The organism is Echinimonas agarilytica (assembly GCF_023703465.1).
Classification (GTDB): domain Bacteria; phylum Pseudomonadota; class Gammaproteobacteria; order Enterobacterales; family Neiellaceae; genus Echinimonas; species Echinimonas agarilytica.
The window spans coordinates 322,187-339,569 of sequence record NZ_JAMQGP010000001.1 but is presented as its reverse complement, the minus strand read 5'-3'; the positions used below and the strand labels follow the sequence as shown (position 1 = coordinate 339,569).

At 48.4% G+C, this 17,383-nt stretch carries 14 protein-coding genes; 3 read left to right on the top strand and 11 right to left on the bottom strand.

Features of this window, described 5'->3' with window-relative positions; all coding sequences use genetic code 11:
• Positions 1-23: 23 nt before the first annotated feature.
• The gene (gene argB, locus NAF29_RS01415; protein WP_251259699.1) at positions 24-794 is read right to left on the bottom strand and encodes an acetylglutamate kinase; all 771 of its coding nucleotides are present in this window, start codon (positions 792-794) and stop codon (positions 24-26) included.
• On the bottom strand, positions 791-1,831 hold the full coding sequence (gene argC, locus NAF29_RS01410) for an N-acetyl-gamma-glutamyl-phosphate reductase (protein WP_251259698.1): 1,041 nt from the start codon (positions 1,829-1,831) through the stop codon (positions 791-793). The genes argB and argC overlap by 4 nt, the downstream gene beginning before the upstream one ends.
• A 353-nt stretch (positions 1,832-2,184) precedes the next feature.
• Between argC and ppc the strand changes: the two genes are divergently transcribed.
• Positions 2,185-4,821 carry a phosphoenolpyruvate carboxylase gene (ppc, locus tag NAF29_RS01405; protein WP_251259697.1) on the top strand — a complete coding sequence of 879 codons (2,637 nt, stop codon included), beginning with the start codon at positions 2,185-2,187 and terminating at the stop codon, positions 4,819-4,821.
• Here the strand turns inward: ppc and NAF29_RS01400 are convergent.
• The 4 genes from NAF29_RS01400 to metB all read right to left on the bottom strand — a co-directional run bounded on the left by NAF29_RS01400 (position 4,818) and on the right by metB (position 10,072).
• Positions 4,818-5,348 (bottom strand): hypothetical protein, encoded by a 531-nt coding sequence (locus tag NAF29_RS01400; RefSeq protein ID WP_251259696.1) that lies wholly within the window; start codon positions 5,346-5,348, stop codon positions 4,818-4,820. The genes ppc and NAF29_RS01400 overlap by 4 nt on opposite strands.
• A 127-nt stretch (positions 5,349-5,475) precedes the next feature.
• Complete coding sequence (gene metF / locus NAF29_RS01395) at positions 5,476-6,363, bottom strand: methylenetetrahydrofolate reductase (RefSeq protein ID WP_251259695.1); 888 nt, start codon at positions 6,361-6,363, stop codon at positions 5,476-5,478.
• Positions 6,364-6,477: 114 nt separating this feature from the next.
• Positions 6,478-8,886 carry a bifunctional aspartate kinase/homoserine dehydrogenase II gene (metL, locus tag NAF29_RS01390; RefSeq protein ID WP_251259694.1) on the bottom strand — a complete coding sequence of 803 codons (2,409 nt, stop codon included), beginning with the start codon at positions 8,884-8,886 and terminating at the stop codon, positions 6,478-6,480.
• Between the two features lie 31 nt (positions 8,887-8,917).
• Positions 8,918-10,072 (bottom strand): cystathionine gamma-synthase, encoded by a 1,155-nt coding sequence (gene metB, locus NAF29_RS01385; RefSeq protein WP_251259693.1) that lies wholly within the window; start codon positions 10,070-10,072, stop codon positions 8,918-8,920.
• Positions 10,073-10,315: 243 nt separating this feature from the next.
• Between metB and metJ the strand changes: the two genes are divergently transcribed.
• Positions 10,316-10,642, top strand: coding sequence for a met regulon transcriptional regulator MetJ (metJ, locus tag NAF29_RS01380; protein ID WP_251259692.1), 327 nt, complete (start codon positions 10,316-10,318; stop codon positions 10,640-10,642).
• A gap of 3 nt (positions 10,643-10,645) precedes the next feature.
• Here metJ and NAF29_RS01375 read toward each other — a convergent pair whose 3' ends face one another.
• Both NAF29_RS01375 and rpmE read right to left on the bottom strand, forming a co-directional pair.
• Entirely contained in the window at positions 10,646-11,527 is an 882-nt protein-coding gene (locus NAF29_RS01375) for a thermonuclease family protein (RefSeq protein ID WP_251259691.1), read from the bottom strand.
• Positions 11,528-11,556: 29 nt separating this feature from the next.
• Positions 11,557-11,769, bottom strand: a complete 213-nt coding sequence (gene rpmE, locus NAF29_RS01370; protein ID WP_251259690.1) for a 50S ribosomal protein L31 — start codon at positions 11,767-11,769, stop codon at positions 11,557-11,559.
• 213 nt (positions 11,770-11,982) lie between these two features.
• Between rpmE and priA the strand changes: the two genes are divergently transcribed.
• Positions 11,983-14,169 carry a primosomal protein N' gene (gene priA / locus NAF29_RS01365; RefSeq protein ID WP_251259689.1) on the top strand — a complete coding sequence of 729 codons (2,187 nt, stop codon included), beginning with the start codon at positions 11,983-11,985 and terminating at the stop codon, positions 14,167-14,169.
• A gap of 345 nt (positions 14,170-14,514) precedes the next feature.
• Here priA and NAF29_RS01360 read toward each other — a convergent pair whose 3' ends face one another.
• Genes NAF29_RS01360 through NAF29_RS01350 form a run of 3 tightly spaced genes read right to left on the bottom strand, consistent with a single transcriptional unit; the run spans position 14,515 to position 17,282 of the window.
• Complete coding sequence (locus NAF29_RS01360; protein ID WP_251259687.1) at positions 14,515-15,189, bottom strand: ChrR family anti-sigma-E factor; 675 nt, start codon at positions 15,187-15,189, stop codon at positions 14,515-14,517.
• Positions 15,182-15,841 carry a sigma-70 family RNA polymerase sigma factor gene (locus NAF29_RS01355; protein ID WP_251259685.1) on the bottom strand — a complete coding sequence of 220 codons (660 nt, stop codon included), beginning with the start codon at positions 15,839-15,841 and terminating at the stop codon, positions 15,182-15,184. The genes NAF29_RS01360 and NAF29_RS01355 overlap by 8 nt, the downstream gene beginning before the upstream one ends.
• A gap of 49 nt (positions 15,842-15,890) precedes the next feature.
• On the bottom strand, positions 15,891-17,282 hold the full coding sequence (locus NAF29_RS01350; protein ID WP_251259683.1) for a DUF4397 domain-containing protein: 1,392 nt from the start codon (positions 17,280-17,282) through the stop codon (positions 15,891-15,893).
• Between the last annotated feature and the right edge of the window lie 101 nt (positions 17,283-17,383).

Here is a 17,383-nt window from a genome sequence, read left to right as displayed (position 1 = left end):
TATTTTGCCCTTATCTGCAGGGCCTAAGGCAAAATGCGTGTTCCCACTGGTGCGCCTGCCAATAAATCGGCCAAACGCTCAGGATAACGCCAGTTTGCAACTGCGATAGGACGTTGCAACGAACGAGCTGTTGCCAACGCTGCACGTGTTTTAGGGATCATGCCGTCGGTGATCACACCGTCGACGACTAATTGCTCGATTTTTTTCTCATCCAACTCAGGAATGAGCTGACGGTTTCCGTCTAACACGCCATCGACATCGGATAGTAGCACCAAATCAGCTTGGAGCAACTGCGCTATGACTGTTGCGGCATCATCCGCGTTTACATTTAATAAACGACCCGTTTCTGACATCGCGATAGAGGAAACAACCGGCACAATGTTAGCATCAGTCAGAGCCATCACCAATGCGGCAGAGTTGGCTTTACATATACCCACAGCACCAAGTTCAGAAGACACTTCTGTTGCCGTTGTTAAACCACCATCGGCCAGACTGATGCCCGCCGCATTCACGCCGCTTTGCTTGGCATAAGACACCAACAACTTATTGGCATAACCGGCCAATGCTCCGACTACAATCGGCATATGCTCATCAGGGGTCACACGTAAACCATTGAGCTTGTCGCTCACGACGTTTTGCGCTTGCATCTGTTGCTCAACAAAAATTCCCCCCCCATGAACCAGCACCACCTTAAAGCCTTTCTCTTGCATTTGCGCAACGGCTCTAAAAAGGTTTAGAGCAGGCTCTGCCTGCTCCATTACTGCGCCACCAAGTTTGATAACAACCAAACTCATGATGCCGCCTCCAGTGGGAAATCAATCAGACCGAATCTTAAATTGGCGCATTGAATCGCTTGACCCGCGGCTCCTTTAAGCAAGTTATCTATGGCAGCAACAAGTACTGCGTGACCGCTGGTTTCGTCGACTTTCCAACCCAAGTCGCAATGGCTCGTACCCACGACGTTCTTAATGCTTGGAGATTGTCCTGCCATTTCATCGTATAAACGAACGCATTTGCTGCCGGCATAAGCGTTTTGGTAAGCCTCGGTCACTTGTGCTTGAGTGACGTCACTGGCGAGCTTGACCGTCACCGTCGATACGATACCGCGAGGGAAGTTGCCCAAGTGTGGCGTAAAAATTACGTCTTGCCCCAAGTGCGTGCCAATTTCTGGCTGATGGCGGTGGCCTAAAATACCATAAGGGTGAAGGCTCACTTCACAGAAGCTATTCACCATACTCGCTTTGCGACCTGCACCCGTCACCCCAGAGACCGCATTGACCACAGGATATTGCTGAGTATCTAACAACCCAGCTTCTTTGAGTGGCTTCAATGCACTTAATGTGGCAGTTGGATAACAACCGGGGACGGCAACTAAATTGGCGGTTTTAATCGACTCGGCATTCCATTCAGCTAATCCATACACTGCTTTTTTCAACAATTCAGGCTCAGCATGATCAAAGCCGTAATATTGTGGGTAAATGTCAGCATCCGCAAAACGAAAACCGCCAGACAGATCCATCACGACTAAACCCTGTGCCAACAGTTTTGGTGCAAGCTGTGTTGAAACTTGGTGTTCTGTCGCCAAGAACACAACATCATGCGATGTACCAATGGCTGCAAACGCTTCTTCCGACAATGGCGTCAGAGGCGTATCAAGTAACCCTAAAAAACGACCGTGCAACTGACTCAAAGGTTTATTCGCATCAAGACTTGCTTCTGACACATATACGCCGCCAAGCGACATTTGAGGATGACGTGCGATGAGAGCAGCCAATTCAACGCCGGTGTAACCGCTTGCTCCGATCACTGCACAACGAATGTTTTGAGTCATAATAATTCCGAAAATAGGGCCGTAAAAAGCGACAAAAATGCCACTTTAAAAATAAGGGTTACACATTATCTTTTGATGCATGGTTATGCAACAAATATGCATTAATATTTGAAAATTCCAATAAACAAGATGTAAAGTTTACTTACCAGCGGGTGAATTCAGCTTGATTACAATGACAATTGATAATCTGATTGAGCCAACTGGATATATTGATACAATCAAATGGCGAGAGTTGCTACAACTCTAACTCATTCGCTGCTTATGCATTGATCTTTGTCAGCAACACAGACGAATAGTTCCGGACATAGTATCCGGCCATAAATTTGCTAGCTCATATAAAGGTACTGATATTCATGGAACAGTATGAAACGCTGCGCGCTAACGTCCGTAAGCTCGGCAGCCAATTGGGAACGGTCATTCGCCAAGACCTTGGCGAGGAATTGTTCAACAAAGTTGAACATATTCGCACTCTTTCTAAGGCGACACGAGCCGGCGATAAAGAAGCGCATCAAGATTTAGAAGCCACACTTCGCGATCTTTCTGATGATGAATTGATGGGCGTAGCCCGATCTTTCAATCACTTTTTAACGTTTGCCAATATCGCAGAGCAATATCACACTATTTCGCGCTCAGGCCATCAAGACATCGACAAACCTCATCCGTTTGAAGATTTAATTGCCCGATTGCGAGAGCAGGATGTCAATCCAGAAACGATTGCAGACGCTATCAATGATATGTCCGTTGAATTAGTGCTTACAGCACATCCAACTGAAGTGAGCCGCCGTACGCTCATTCATAAATACATTGAAGTGGCCGATTGCTTGGAAGAGCTGGAACACCCTCATTTATCCAACAGTCAAAAAGCCAGCACGCACAAGCGCTTGTCGTCACTGATTAGCCAAGCTTGGCATACCAACGAGATTCGCACCCAGCGACCAACTCCGGTTGATGAAGCCAAATCAGGCTTTGCGGTCGTCGAAACGTCGTTGTGGGAAGCCATCCCCGATTATCTTGAACAACTCGACGGTTTACTCCGCGAACAATTAGGTATTTCACTTCCTGTTGATGCCAGACCAGTTAAGTTTGCATCTTGGATGGGCGGCGACCGTGACGGCAACCCGTTCGTCACTGCCAAAATTACGCGTGAAGTATTGATGCTCGGCCGCTGGAAAGCCGCCGATTTATATGTGTCTGATCTCAATTCATTGGCCGCAGAGCTGTCGATGAACGAGTGCAATAGCCACGTTCGTGCTTTGGTCGGAGAATGCCAAGAACCCTATCGTGAGATTTTAAAATCATTACGCGATCGGATGAAAGCCACTCGCAACGCATTGTTCCGTGCTTTATCAGGCAACTTAGCCGCGCTTGAACAACCAGGCCTCATCAATACCAAAGCAGATTTGCTCACCCCCTTACAAACCTGCTTTGAGTCATTGATTGATTGCGGTATGGCGTCAATCGCAAACGACTTGTTGTTACGCACTATTCGCCGAATTCACTGTTTTGGCATTCATTTGTTGAGCCTCGACATCCGCCAAGATGGTGAACGTCATGCTGAAGTGTTCGGGGAAGTCACACGCCATTTAGGTTTAGGTGACTACATGCAGTGGAGCGAAGAAGACAAACAGTCCTTCCTCTTAACTGAACTCACAAGTAAACGACCGCTTATTCCTCGCGATTGGCAACCCAGCGCAGAAGTGCAAGAAGTGCTCGACACCTGTGCAGTGATTGCCGAAACCGATCCGGACACGCTTGGCACCTACATCATTTCCATGGCAAGTAATCCATCAGACGTATTGGCCGTTCGATTATTGCTGCGCGAAGCTGGCGTAAAGTGGGCGATGCCTGTTGCCCCATTGTTTGAAACACTCGATGACTTAAGCGGTGCTCTGGATTGCATGACCCGTTTATTCTCAATTGACTGGTATCGTGGTTTCATCAATGGCAAACAAGAAGTGATGATCGGGTATTCAGATTCCGCCAAAGATGCAGGCGTAATGGCAGCCGCCTGGGCTCAATACTCAGCTCAAGAAAGTTTAGTGGAACTTGCCGACAAAGAAGATGTTCGTCTCACCTTGTTCCACGGACGTGGTGGCACAATCGGTCGCGGGGGCGGACCAGCTCACACCGCAATTTTGTCGCAACCTCCAGGATCACTGAAAGGCGGGTTGCGAGTGACAGAACAAGGCGAAATGATTCGCTTTAAGTTTGGTTTACCCGAGTTGGCAGTGCGCAGCTTAGCTATCTATTCAAGCGCCGTGCTTGAAGGCATGTTGCTACCACCGCCAACGCCCAAAGATAGCTGGCGTGATGTGATGGCAGAACTGGCTGAAGAGTCGTGTAAGGCCTACCGCGATGTTGTGCGCGGCAACCCTGACTTCGTGCCTTACTTCCGTGCTGCAACGCCTGAGCAAGAGCTTGGTAAGTTGCCGTTGGGCAGTCGCCCAGCGAAACGGAAAGTGGGGGGAGGAGTTGAAAGCCTGCGCGCAATTCCGTGGATTTTCGCTTGGTCGCAAAACCGCTTGGTATTGCCCGCATGGCTAGGTGCAGGCCAAGCGCTGAAAGTGGCTATGGAGAACGACCGTGGTGCAATCATGGATGAAATGTTCACCGACTGGCCATTCTTCAACACCCGTATGCTGATGCTCGAAATGGTATTCCTCAAGGCCGATCAAAGCCTGTCCGAATACTACGACGAAGTATTGGTTCCAGACGAGCTTCGTCCTTTGGGGCAACAACTACGCGAGCAATTATCATCCGATATCGATACCGTATTGGCGTTGACGCACGATGATAGCTTGATGGACAAGGAGCAATGGAGCCGTGAGTCAATTATGCTGCGCGCTCCTTACATGGAACCTTTACATCGCCTACAAGCGGAATTGTTGAAACGGATCCGCGCCAGTGAACAGACTGACAATTCTGACCTAGAATTGGCACTGATGGTGACCATGGCAGGTATTGCCGCAGGAATGCGAAATACCGGTTAACGTCGAATCAGGGGTTGCGCTGCATGGCGCGACCTCTTCGTTCTCACCAACACCACAAAGCGGTTGATCGCCGGTGCGACCAATGTAATGAGTGCAAGACCTTGCAATGCAGGAATAACAATTGAATAGCCCGCTTGAACACGGCTATCTTCAAGACCCGCACCAACCACAAACTGATCAATAAATCTCACCACATAAATCAACGCCAGAGCGACGAAAATAACCAGTAGACGAATGGTCGTTTTACGCAGATATTCAATATCAAAACTGATAAATACTAGGATGATGAGCGCTTTAATCAAGTTCACCGCACATGCTAATAAGAACCAGTAATACATGCTCGACTGAATGGGAAGCGCTTCAAGCGCCGAGATCAATTGCCAGCTGGTAAATTCAACCGCCACATTGACCAAAGCAAGATTGCGCAAAACAGGAACACGCCAATTCATGACCACTAAAAAACCACAGAGAGCCAAGAAATAGCTGCCCCATATTAAGTCGGTATTGCCGCTCCATCCTGATTCCATATGTACTCTATTCCTATTGCAATAGGCTCCATGCTCATCATGAAGGTCATGCCTTCAACCTGCAAGCCAAAGAAAAAGCCGCGTAAATCTACGCGGCTTTTTCAGAATTCACTATTATGCAGACGTTTTACCCACGCACACCCAGTGTATGACAAATTGCATACGACAAATCAGCACGATTTAAGGTGTAGAAATGAAAATCTTTCACGCCTTCTTTGTTCAATACTTTAACCATATCAATGGCGATAGACGCAGCTAGCAAATTACGGGTGCCTTGGTCTTCATCAAGGCCGTCATACATTTTGTGCATCCATTGCGGAATACCCACATTCGTCATGCCCGCAAAACGGCGCAACTGCACAAAGTTAGTCACCGGTAAAATGCCCGGTACAATTTCAACGTCAATACCGGCTGTGACACAGCGGTCACGGAAGCGTAAGTAGCTTTCCACATCAAAAAAGAACTGAGTGATGGCGCGATTCGCTCCCGCATCCACTTTTTTCTTCAAATTAATTAAATCAGACTGAGCGCTCTTCGCTTCAGGATGTACTTCTGGGTAAGCGGCTACCGAAATATCAAAATCGTGACGCTTTTTCAGCAACTCTACCAAATCACATGCGTACATATCAGGGCGCTCAGGATTGCCTTCAGGCAAATCACCGCGCAGGGCAACAATATTACGAATGCCGCTATCCCAATAGTCGTCTGCAATTTGGGCTAGCTCATCACGCGATGCATCAATACAGGTTAAATGCGGCGCTGCGGCTACACCGGTATCATTTTGAATACGTTTCACGATTTCATGCGTACGGTCGCGCTCACCGCCACCGGCGCCATATGTCACCGACATAAACTTAGGCTTGAGGGGGGCTAACCGCTCCACACTGGCCCACAATGTTTTTTCCATTTGTTCGCTTTTCGGCGGGAAAAATTCGAATGACACATTAATGTCGCCCGATATGTCAGCCAAACTTTGGTTCAAAGAGCCTAGTTGCTGGGCATGATGGTAACTCATGACAAAATATTCCTTCGCAAAAGCATTTAATAAAATGGATGTTTAGACGTCTATACGTCTTTTTATCCGATCCTTCACTAGGCTGTCAACCTGCAATTGACTTAGCCTTACAACTCAGACCTGCCGAATCAGCCGACATAAACGGAATAAATCCATTTGAATCGCGCCAGCAGCAAGCTCAGGGCCCGCACCTGGCCCCTGTAAAATCAATGGCGATTGGCGATACCAACGGGTTGAGATCGCCACACCAGTCACCGCTGGAGCTAGCGCCTGCAATGGCTGCCCCAATGGCTCTGAAGCTAAATAAACACGCGCTTGCCCTTTGCGGTTAAGCTGCGCCTTAAAGCATAAACCTTCATTGAGTGCAGCGGCTTGCGCAAATCGTTGCTGCATTAAATCATCCAGCGCTTTGGCGTCTTCCCAACAGGCTTCAAGCGGCATTGACTCCCAACTTTGTGGCAATAAGCTTTCACACTCGATGCTGCCGAGCTCCATTTCGATATCGAGACTGCGGCCAAGAATCAATAACTTTCGGGCCACATCTAAGCCACTTAAATCATCTCTTGGATCGGGTTCTGCTAAACCATTTTTCCATGCTTGCTTGAGCAATTCAGTGAATGAATTTTTACCGTTGTACTGCGCCAATAACCAACTCCAAGTGCCCGACAAAACACCTTCCACTGATTCCACATCATCACCAGCGTGTTGCAAGGCATCGATGGACTCTGTGATTGGCATACAGGCGGAAATAGTTGCGCCATAAAACCAGTGACGGGCCCGCTCTTGCTGATGTTGGGTAATTTCACGATACACACTCAGCGGCGCTGCTGCGGGAGATTTGTTGGCACTGACAATATGGCTGCCCGCAGCAAATAATTGCGGATACTGCTCACCTAAGCGAGCACTGTCAGAGGCATCAATGACCACCAGCTCGTCGTAAGGGTGGCTGGCCAGCAATTGGATCAAGGTTTCTGATTCATAGGCTTCAGCCCGCTCAGAGTAAGCTTGGTAACTCTGCTCCGGCAAGCCGGCAAAATCGATCAGGCCTTTTTGCTCTCCCACCACGCCGCACAATTGCACGGCCAAATTGTGATGATTGGCTAAATGGGCCTGTTCGCTCCGAAACAATTCAAGCCATGCCTGACCAATATTCCCTGCACCAAATAGAGCAACGCCCAAACGCTTATCTGGGCTGGCAATGGACTGATGCAGTTGAGCCACCAGCTCCGATAAATTAGTTTGGCGCAGCACGGCCACCAAAGACACGCCGTCTGGCCCCGTCTCGGTAAATTCGACCGGTGCCTGATCAAGACGACGAAAGAAACTGTGGTAGTGACGCGCATTATCGCGCACGCCTGCCCCCACTAGCGCAATTAAAGAATGCTGGTCGTCGAGCGTAATATGGCCGCCATGTTGATAATCTTTGAGCAGTTCAAACGCAGCACTGGCCAGCTCTTCGGTAAAACAAAAACGAATTCGATGTAAGTCTTCACTGACCTGAGTCGCTAATGGCATAAGCTGATGCTTACCCAGAAACGAACTCAATAGAAGTCCCATCTCTGCCACCTGATGATGCCGCGACAATTCAATGCTAATCACACTCACATTGTCTAAATACGTCACGGTTTTAGCGCCTTTGTCGCCCGCTTGTCCAGAAATCATCTGAGTGTGATTTCCATCTGCGGCAAAGGTCGAGCGAACAGCAGCTCGAATTTGAGTCCGGAGCAAAGGCTGCAGTGTCCGCGCATGCAGCACAGGAGAGCCAAGGCGCGCCAGTTCATCGGCTTCTTGAAGCGACAATAGTGGTACCGTGTGAGCACCGTTCACTTTGCGAGGATCGGCACTGAATACCCCGGCTACATCGGTCCAAATTGTCACCGACTTAGCACGCGCAAGTACTGCCAGCATCGATGCGGAATAGTCGCTACCGTTGCGGCCAAGCGTTACGCTATCGCCTTGTGCGTTCCGTGCGATAAATCCGGTCACAATTAAGCGGCTATCTGGGTGCTGCTTTTGAATTGGCTTGAGAAGGACGGTGGACTGTTCAACATCAATTGCTGGTTGCGGGCCTTCTCCGGCGCAAAAGATAACGCGCGCATCCAGCCACTGTGCCTTACTGCCAGCTTGGTTTAGTGCCGCAGCTAAAAGTCTCGCAGACCACATTTCACCATGGACCACAAATTCAGCCTGGCGAGTCGTACTCATGGGCTCGCCAAGCCATCGACGTAAATTGGCAATATCAAGCGCTAAAGCTTGCAACAGCGGTTGTGCGGGCACGGCATCGAGTACTTCGGTGATCAATGTGCTTTGAAATTGATGCAGGACATCTAGACATTCGCTGTGCTCATCAGCATTGGAACTCTGCATGCATGCGAGCAAATGATTGGTGGTTTTTCCCGCAGCAGAAACAACGACCATATCGCCGCCATGTGTATGTGACTGCACCAATTCACAGACTTTTTTAAAACAATGGCTGTCGGCAAGACTAGAACCACCAAATTTATGCACTTGTCGAGCTGTCATAAAACGTCTACCTAACTACTGCACCAAAAAATTAAGCAATGGCTGCAAAGGCAGCATCTAGATCAGCTTTGAGGTCATCCACATGTTCGATGCCCACCGACAGACGTAACAAGTTGTCTGTAATACCTGCCGCGAGTCGAGCGCTTTCATCCATAGCCGCATGGGTCATGGTTGCAGGGTGAGCAATCAAGCTTTCTACTCCGCCCAACGATTCCGCTAAACAGAACAATTTAAGCGCGGCTAAAAATTCTTTTACTTCTTTGAGGCTTGCGTCGAGTTCAAACGCCACCATACCGCCAAAGCCAAATTGCTGACGCTTAGCCAATTCATGACTTGGATGACTCTCTAAACCCGGATAATGAACTGCTGAGACTTTCGGGTGCTGCCCTAATACTTCCACCAATACTTTGGCGTTCTCTTCATGCTGACGAATACGCGGCAGCAGTGTTCGAATACCCCGAAGCGTCAGGTAGCTATCAAATGGTGCACCAGTGACGCCAATGCAGTTCGACCACCACGCAATTTGCTCCCCGATTTCTTCAGATTTGGCAATCAGGCAGCCACCCACCACGTCGCTGTGACCATTGACGAATTTAGTGGTGGAATGCACCACCAGATCAGCACCTAGCGTAAGAGGCTGTTGCAGTGCTGGCGACATAAAGGTGTTGTCGACCACGACTAAGGCATCCACTTGATGAGAAAGCTCGGAGATTTTTGCAATATCAACTAAACGCATCAATGGGTTACTTGGGCTTTCAACCCATACCATTTTCGGTTTCTGAGCCAACGCTTTCGCCAAAGCCACTTCATCATGTTGGTCAACAATTTCTAAACGAAAATGTCCTTTGGCCGCTAAATTGGTAAATAAGCGATAAGTACCACCGTAGCAATCATGTGGGATCACCAATAAATCGCCAGCGTCTAATAACATAGTCGCCAAATGACAAGCAGCAGTACCGCAAGCAGTCACAACCCCGTGAGCACCTTTTTCTAAATCGGCCATGGCTGCACCCAGCATGTTACGTGTGGGGTTTCCCGAGCGTGAATAGTCAAACTGACGCTTTTCATCAAAGCCAGCAAAGCTGTAAGTGCTTGTTAAATATATAGGTGGAACCACTGCTCCGTGTTGAGTGTCGCTATCTATTCCTGCGCGCACGGCCGTCGTTGCGGTTTTGTCATGGCTCATATTCGGTCTCCTGATTGAAAGCAACCCCGCTTTCAATTGATATTTGAGGGTCTCACGGGGTACAGAATAACTACATCTGCTCCCTGACAATAGTGCCACCTTAGCCGCCCTTTAATTGGACGTCAATACATCTAGACGTCTAGAAATCCTTGCGTATAGCAATCCAAAATTTGACTGAGCCATGAAGGTGGGTAAAATCATGCAGGATATTAAAAGAAGAGTTGCTAACAAACAGGCGGATTTATGGCGGACGAGTGGAACGGCGAATATATTAGCCCTTACGCCGAACACGGTAAGAAGAACGAGCAAGTGAAGAAGATCACTGTATCTATCCCACTGAAAGTTCTAAAGATTTTGACCGACGAGAGAACTCGCCGACAAATCAACAATTTACGCCATGCAACGAATTCGGAGCTATTGTGTGAAGCATTTTTGCATGCTTACACCGGCCAGCCATTACCTACCGATGTTGATCTGAGCAAAGACAAGCCGGACAACTTACCAGAAGAAGTGCTTCGAATATTAAAAGAACGCGGTTTACCCGTGCCAGATTTATACGAAGACGAGTAATACTTAGTTGACGACTGGGCCCACTTGCGTGGCCCAGTGTTGCCACTCTTCAACTCGAAGCACCTGAGAAGGGTGTTTAAGTCGCATGCGGAACTTACCATACGACTTATGTACAGTGCCGCGTACAATCCATTGCTCGCCAATGACCGATATATCGCTGGGCAAATTGACTGAATCAGCTTGAGCCAGCTCAACGCCTACCCAAACTGTGTCATCCAGCACCCACCACAGATTGGAGCTAGAACGCTCAAAGTGAGTGACCTTCCCTGACACCTCAATCCATTTTCGGTGCGCTTTTCGTATCGATTGCGCCATCACCGGATGCGCCTTGTTGTGGCTCCAAATGCCAATGCGCTGCTCACGCGCCAACCACTCGGCCATGGCATAGCAACGCCACATATCAAAATCATCGATAACCATTAGACGAGCCATTCCCTCAAGCAAGAGCTGCTGATTGACATTCACGCCTTGAAAGTTCACCACATGCCCAAGTGTACGACCAAACCGGTCAACACCTCGGCCATCGGTTCCCACTGAAATTGATTGTTCATCGAGCAAGCGAGTAAGGGCTTCGCGCGCTTCCAATGCAAAAGGTTGGCTCCGCGCAGGCACATCATGATTAATCTCTGGCGCATTGATCCCCAAAAAACGAATTCGCTCACCGTTGCTTAATGTGACCGTGTCGCCGTCGTGAATCTGTTGAATAGTGAGATTGGTGCGCTGTGTAATGGGTGGGCAGGCAAGCATGTGAGGCGTTGCTGCATAAGTGTTGGCAAACGGTCCAATCAAACACAATAAACAAAAAACTCGGATACATGTTTGCATGCGTGTTTCATCCACCTTTATCGACTGAATAACAAAATCTGGATACAAAAAAGGCGCCATCAGGCGCCCTTTTCTCATGGTGCAAAAATTTATTTTTTGCCCAATGCACCGAAACGCTTCTTGAAGCGATCAACACGTCCGCCGGTATCCAGAACTTTCTGCTTACCAGTATAGAACGGGTGACATGCGCTACATACGTCGATGTGAAAATCTTTACCCAGAGTAGAACGAGTCTGGATTTTGTTACCGCAAGAGCAAGTTGCAGTGACTTCTGAATATTCAGGATGAATACCTTGTTGCATGGGAAACCTCTATAGTTCAGGCCGTGTCGCCATCTAACCCGAAGTCAGACACCACACGTGGTTACAATTATCGTAAGGGCGCGAATTCTAATGGAGTTGGGCGTCCAGATCAATAATAGATTGGTAATTTTTTAACCAATTGATAAGGCACTTTCGTTGACTCGCTTCCATGATACCATTCAGACATTAAGCAATCACTCATGAAATATCACCTTGTCGACTGAATCCATCATCGAAGTAGCATTACCAGTGCCAATGCGCCGAACCTTTGATTACAAGGTCGACTCGTTGACTCACTGCGCCATTGGCTGTCGCGTTCAGGTTCCCTTTGGGCGCCGAGTGATGGTAGGAATCGTCGTGGCGCATAAAGACACCAGCGATTGGCCCATTGAACAAGTCAAAGCCGTTGAAACGATTTTCGATGATGTGCCATTATGGACGCCTAACATTGATAAGCTGCTTCGATGGGCGAGCCAATACTACCAACACCCTGTGGGCGAAGTATTTCACCACGCACTTCCCAAGCGCCTGCGCATGGGCGATGCGCCCGACGCTTCTGATATTGAAGTGTGGCGTTTGACCGATGCAGGCCAAGCCTTAACAATTCATGATTTAGGTCGCGCTAAAAAACAATGGAAGCTACTTTCACTGCTGAGTTCCGGCCCTCAGGATAAAGGGAGCATCACTGCTGCGGGCGTCGCCAAAGCGACCATCGACGCGTTACTCGAAAAACAATGGATTGAACAAGCAACACTCTCTGATCTTCCGACTCAAAAGCCCGACAGCGACGCTCCACCACCAACCACAGAGCAAGCGATTGCTATCACTGCATTACAGCGTCACTTAGACGGTTTTCACGTGACATTACTTGAAGGCGTTACCGGTTCAGGCAAAACACGCGTGTACTTAGATGTCATTGCAGATGTCATTGCAGCGGGGAAACAAGCGCTGATCTTGGTTCCAGAGATTGGTTTAACGCCACAAACACTAGCACGCTTTCGCAAACACTTAGGCGTTCACATTGCCGTCATTCACTCTGGGCTAAACGACTCAGAGCGACTCGCTGCATGGCAAGCCGCACGAACGGGGCAAGTGTCAGTAATTTTGGGAACTCGTTCAGCCATTTTCACTCCCATGAAGAACCCTGGCATTATCATCATCGACGAAGAACATGATGCCAGCTACAAGCAACAAGATGGATTTCGTTATCATGGCCGAGATTTGGCGGTTATGCGCGCCAAAAACGAGGGCATATCACTTATTTTAGGTTCAGCAACACCTAGCTTCGAGTCATTCCAAAACGCTTTGAGCGGCCGCTATCACCACTTGCAACTGAAACATCGAGCAACGGGCGGCGTCATGCCCACCATGAATGTCGTTGATATGCGCCAACAAACACTCGAGGGGCCGTTATCTGCTCCTTTAATTCAAACCATGCAGAAACATTTGGATGCCGGAAACCAAGTGTTGGTATTTTTAAACCGTCGTGGTTTCTCACCCGTATTGCTATGCCATGAGTGTGGCTGGTTTGCTGAATGTGGTCGCTGTGAGCGACCTTATACGTGGCATAAAAATCAACGCCGGTTAACCTGTCACCATTGTGCAACCGAACGCCCTATTCCTCACCAGTGCGAACAGTGTGGTAGCACGCAATTGCTTCCTGTTGGGCATGGCACTGAGCGCTTGCAAGAAGTGATTGAAACGCAATTTAAAGACTTTGAAGTGGCGCGTATTGACCGCGATAGCACACGCAAAAAAGATTCGTTCAGCCGTATCATCGCAGACATACAAGACGGCAAATATCAGATTTTACTGGGCACTCAAATGCTGGCCAAGGGGCACGATTTTGGCAAAGTGAGCCTCGTCGCAATGCTCGACATCGACGGCGCTCTGTTTAGCAACGACTTCCGTGCTGGCGAGAAAATTAGTCAGCTGCTCACTCAAGTTTCTGGGCGTGCCGGACGAGCAGGACAACCCGCACAAGTGGTGCTACAAACCCACTACCCAGAACACCCTTGGGTGCAGCAATTAATGACCGAGGATTACAGCGCCATTGCCAAAGACTTGTTAAAAGAGCGCGAGCAAGCTCTGCTGCCACCTTTTGCATCACTAGTCATGGTTCGCGCTGAAGCCAGTCAAGACAATTTGGTTCGGCGTTTTTTTGAAAGTGCAGAGCAAATTATTCGCCAACATGCACCCAAAGATGTCATGATCATGCCAGCAAGCCCATGCAGCATGACTAAAAAAGCCGGTAAATATCGCTGGCAAATGCCACTGCTCAGTGCACAGCGTGCCGCTCTTCAACGACTGCTATTTCAATGCACAGGCCTTATCGAAAAAACCCCCGAAGCCCCCAAAGTACGCTGGCATATCGACGTAGACCCTATTGAAACGACTTAACTTATGTAAGTCGTTTAATTTCTAAATCACAGTTAAAGTCTCTCATCGAGATTTCATTGCAAAAAATGGCCGATGGGAATTCTATGATAAACGCAAGTCAAAGCTCTCCGCTGATCGTTGCTGATCATATCAACTTCTCATCAAGAGAGATTTACGCCATCACTTGCAGTATCGGAGAACAAGCGCAAGGGTTCCTGCACTCAATGAAGATTGAGCCACGCAATGTGGCGAGTGGTCAATTATCTTTGAAGTAAAGAGAGTTTAGTGGAGATTACCCACAAAAATGCCAGATCACATTGTTGACCTGGCATTTTTTATGACCGTTCTTAACGAGCTTCTAACCTGCTAGTACAGCAATTTTCCCAACGGGTTGAGTAGGCGTGAAGGGCCTGAAGTGAAGTGGAGCGGCGCTTCAACCGCGGCAAAACATAAGCAATCCTCACTGGCATCGGCACCGGGTGTATGCGTGTGATTTGCGTCGCGAAGGATAAAGTCTCCTTCTTGGTATATATCATCTTCGTCAACAAAGCTGCCTGATAATACCAAAGTAGCTTCTCTACCTTTATGTGTATGCTGAGGTATGTTGCCGCCTTGCTCAATGTACAAAAAGCTCGTTCGCCATGATTCATCTTGATGCATTCGGCTTCGCCAAAGCTTACCCATTTGGCGCCACTGAGATGCATTTGCCGCATGCGTTTGCAATGCCCGGGGTAGGCGAAATTTACGACCATTCAACTCGATATATTTGACGCCCGAAGGTTGTGTCACTACAACGTCTTCGGATTCCAATATGTTTGCGAGCATGCCTTCTAACCCTGCATCCATAACAACATGCGCGTCATTATTTTCAACTACATCGTCAAGCGCAGCGCCAGCCAACTCTGCTTCAACCGCCAACACTTGCGCTTGGCACAAACGGCACATATCAACGTGAGCAGATACAGCAAGAGCCAAGGCAGGTGATAACTCACCGGCAACAAATTCCCGGATTAATTCAGCTGTAGGGTGACTCTTAATCATGATTAGCCTCGATTTTTTCTTGTAGCTTCTGAACAGCAAGGCGAATTCTTGATTTCACCGTACCCAGAGGGATATTTAATTCTTCAGCAACTTGTTGCTGCGGTTTGTCTTCTAAATACACTTTGCGAATCACTTCCATCTGAACTTCGGATAAAGCGTCGTAATATTTTTCAAGTTGTAATTGTAGGACTAAATGATCGGGTTGGTTGCGACCATCGCCCGCGTCAGCCTCAAGGATCGGCCATAAATCCTCTGCGCTGATGGTGTCGGCTTTGTTGCTCAGCTTTCGCATTGCGTCATAACGTAAATTACGGGCAATGGTAAAAATCCAAGTCGACGCAGCGCCTTTATCTGGGTTGTAGAGGTGAGCTTTTTGCCAAACGCTGAGCATGGTGTCTTGCACCAACTCTAATGCTAACGCTTCAGTGCCACATAACTTCATGGCGAATGCCTTTAACCGTGGTGCAAAGTGATTAAACAACTTGGTGTACGCTGCTTTACTTTGCGTTTCACCGATTTCAACCAGTGTGAGCTTCCACTGCTTGCCTTCGTCTCGGCTTCTTTGTGTCATTGGGTTAGAACTCATTGCTTTTGAAACATTTGAATCATTGCTCGGAGTATAACCAGAAACACTCATCGTTGCTGTTGTCATCGCTCATCCTCTGAAGTGACGGGCCTAAATTGGCCCGTCCATCACATCATTAATCATCCAGACTAATAACTGATACGCTCGTTGCAGAAGAAGGATCATCAATCGCAACTAAAGTTGTTAAAGTGCCCCCTTCTAATGCTAGCTCAGCAGGGCCAATCGCTACTGTGCTGGTATCTACCGGCGTGACAATGGCGTAAGCCATACCGGGCATCACCGACAACACCATGGTGTCACCCTTGTAGGGTACGTTAGATATCTTCACGTCATCATCACTGATCGTTGCATCTGCGCTCACGTAAATATCCACATTACCCGCAAGCGTTGAAGCGTGAATGACTCTAAGCTTGGCTTCTGTCGCCACGCGACGTGTATTGTTATCTTCAACCAAGTACAGTTCGTCGTTGTCTACCATGTCACTCAAATTGCCGATGGCAATGGCTGAATAAGCTTGGCCGCTCATTAACTCTCCTTCGAGCGTTAACGCATCTACCACAGCCACAGGATCCGAGCCACTCACTGCCACATTAAAGGTATATTCCGCTCCGGGTACCTGTAGGTAATCAGTCGAATATTTATACATCAAATTATATAAAGGACTGTCCATGGCAGGAGCGTCACCATTGATCCAAACATCAACTCCCGGTGCATCTGAAATGGTATGAACAGCTCTAATTGCTGCGCCAGCACTCATATCATCAACCAATAAATAACCTTCCCCCGTATCGACTAATACATCGACAGGTGATGATCCAGTTCCAGTGTTGGTTACCGCAGCTGCAAACCAATCCGCACCGGCTGGAACCGCAACGGTACCTGAATCAAAATAAACCATGCTTGCATCATCTGGCGCTGTAATGCGGATTTGGTAATCTCCGGCAGGCACTTCTATTGCATCAGTGGCCATTGGGTATTCGACGTTATCGGCAAATGGCGTGGCCGCGGACAAATCAGCACCGGGAGCAGTAATAAACACATCAACCATTGGCGCATCGGGCGACGAATGCATGACTTGCACTCGGGCCCCTTCTGGCATCAACGAGTCTCGACTGACAATTTGAGGCCCAAAAGCCATCGGAGTGCCAGCATCTGCTGCGACTTTACCGGTTGCAATCACGTTGTATTCGACGTTTGGCTCCAACGCGAGTTCAATTTCTGGAATTACAGTGGTCGTGCTACCGTCAGCCAAAATCGCATCGACTTGCACGGTGTGAGCACCCGAAGCAACCGTAATTGCACCTGAGCTCATGGCATAGTCAACACCTTCAAGTGCGGGCTGACCATCCAGCCATACGTTCACAGCCGGAGCATCGGGAGAAGCATGGAGCACTCGCAACTGAGAATAATCCATTTCTTCTGAAGAATTGTCGTTGTCATTGTCGTTACAGCCCACGAGGATTGTGGCCATCATTGAAGCAAGAATTAGTTGGTTGAAAGGTTTCATTGCAGCATTCCTTATTATTGTGTTGTGCAATGAAATTTACGGGGGGGGTCAAAAAAAGATCAGGAGGGAGAAGTGAAGCCCATCACACTTTCAGATGGGCA

Bases quoted from the DNA above. Each gene is read 5' to 3' on its own strand.
- argB (WP_251259699.1), bottom strand. From the start codon at position 794: ATGAGTTTGGTTGTTATCAAACTTGGTGGCGCAGTAATGGAGCAGGCA.
- argC (WP_251259698.1), bottom strand. From the start codon at position 1,831: ATGACTCAAAACATTCGTTGTGCAGTGATCGGAGCAAGCGGTTACACC.
- ppc (WP_251259697.1), top strand. From the start codon at position 2,185: ATGGAACAGTATGAAACGCTGCGCGCTAACGTCCGTAAGCTCGGCAGC.
- NAF29_RS01400 (WP_251259696.1), bottom strand. From the start codon at position 5,348: ATGGAATCAGGATGGAGCGGCAATACCGACTTAATATGGGGCAGCTAT.
- metF (WP_251259695.1), bottom strand. From the start codon at position 6,363: ATGAGTTACCATCATGCCCAGCAACTAGGCTCTTTGAACCAAAGTTTG.
- metL (WP_251259694.1), bottom strand. From the start codon at position 8,886: ATGACAGCTCGACAAGTGCATAAATTTGGTGGTTCTAGTCTTGCCGAC.
- metB (WP_251259693.1), bottom strand. From the start codon at position 10,072: ATGAGCCATGACAAAACCGCAACGACGGCCGTGCGCGCAGGAATAGAT.
- metJ (WP_251259692.1), top strand. From the start codon at position 10,316: ATGGCGGACGAGTGGAACGGCGAATATATTAGCCCTTACGCCGAACAC.
- NAF29_RS01375 (WP_251259691.1), bottom strand. From the start codon at position 11,527: ATGGCGCCTTTTTTGTATCCAGATTTTGTTATTCAGTCGATAAAGGTG.
- rpmE (WP_251259690.1), bottom strand. From the start codon at position 11,769: ATGCAACAAGGTATTCATCCTGAATATTCAGAAGTCACTGCAACTTGC.
- NAF29_RS01360 (WP_251259687.1), bottom strand. From the start codon at position 15,189: ATGATTAAGAGTCACCCTACAGCTGAATTAATCCGGGAATTTGTTGCC.
- NAF29_RS01355 (WP_251259685.1), bottom strand. From the start codon at position 15,841: ATGACAACAGCAACGATGAGTGTTTCTGGTTATACTCCGAGCAATGAT.
- NAF29_RS01350 (WP_251259683.1), bottom strand. From the start codon at position 17,282: ATGAAACCTTTCAACCAACTAATTCTTGCTTCAATGATGGCCACAATC.